1 protein-coding gene is annotated in these 820 nt (G+C 59.8%); it reads left to right on the top strand.

Annotated elements, in window-relative coordinates:
- A partial coding sequence (locus tag ACXMYJ_RS29245) for an IS630 family transposase (RefSeq protein WP_460359566.1) occupies positions 1-810 on the top strand: 810 nt, incomplete at its 5' end.
- Positions 811-820: the final 10 nt, after the last annotated feature.

The raw sequence follows: 820 nt of genomic DNA, 5'->3' as shown, positions 1-820 counted from the left end.
CAGATCAAAGACCTGATCACCGCAACTCTCGAGACCACTCCGAAGAATGCGACACACTGGTCGACTCGGTCGATGGCTGAGCATCTCGACATGTCGCAGTCAACTGTTTCGCGTGTATGGAGAGCGTTCGGATTGGCTCCACACAAACAGGATTCGTGGAAGCTGTCGAAAGATCCCATGTTCACCGAGAAGGTCCGCGACGTCGTCGGGCTCTACATGAACCCACCCGAACGTGCCCTGGTGCTCTGCGTTGACGAGAAGACCCAGATCCAAGCGCTCGATCGCACCCAGCCGATCTTTCCCATGCTCCCGGGCACCCCGCAACGGGCCAGCCACGACTACGTGCGCAACGGCACCTCCAGCCTGTACGCGGCGTTGGACATCGCGTCGGGCAAAGTCATCGGTTCGCTTCACTCACGGCATCGCGCAACGGAATTCATCGGATTCCTCCGCAAGATCGACGCCGAGGTGCCCGACGAGCTCGACGTCCACCTGGTCATGGACAACGCCTCTACCCACAAGACGCCCGCGGTCAAACGATGGCTGACCTCGCACCCACGATTCGTTGTCCACTTCACCCCGACGAGCTCATCCTGGATGAACCTCGTCGAACGCTGGCTCGCCGAACTGACCACCAAGAAGCTCCAACGCTCCACCCACCGCACCGTGAGAGCGCTCAACGCCGACATCAGAGCATGGATCGAGACCTGGAACGACAACCCCCGCCCCTACGTGTGGGTCAAGACCGCTGACCAGATCCTCGACTCCATCGCCCACTACTGCACACGAATTAATGACTCAGAACACTAGACACCAAGCC

Source organism: Mycobacterium sp. ZZG (assembly GCF_054786995.1).
The sequence above is the reverse complement of the archived record's forward strand: the minus strand, read 5'-3'. Positions and strand labels throughout refer to the sequence as shown.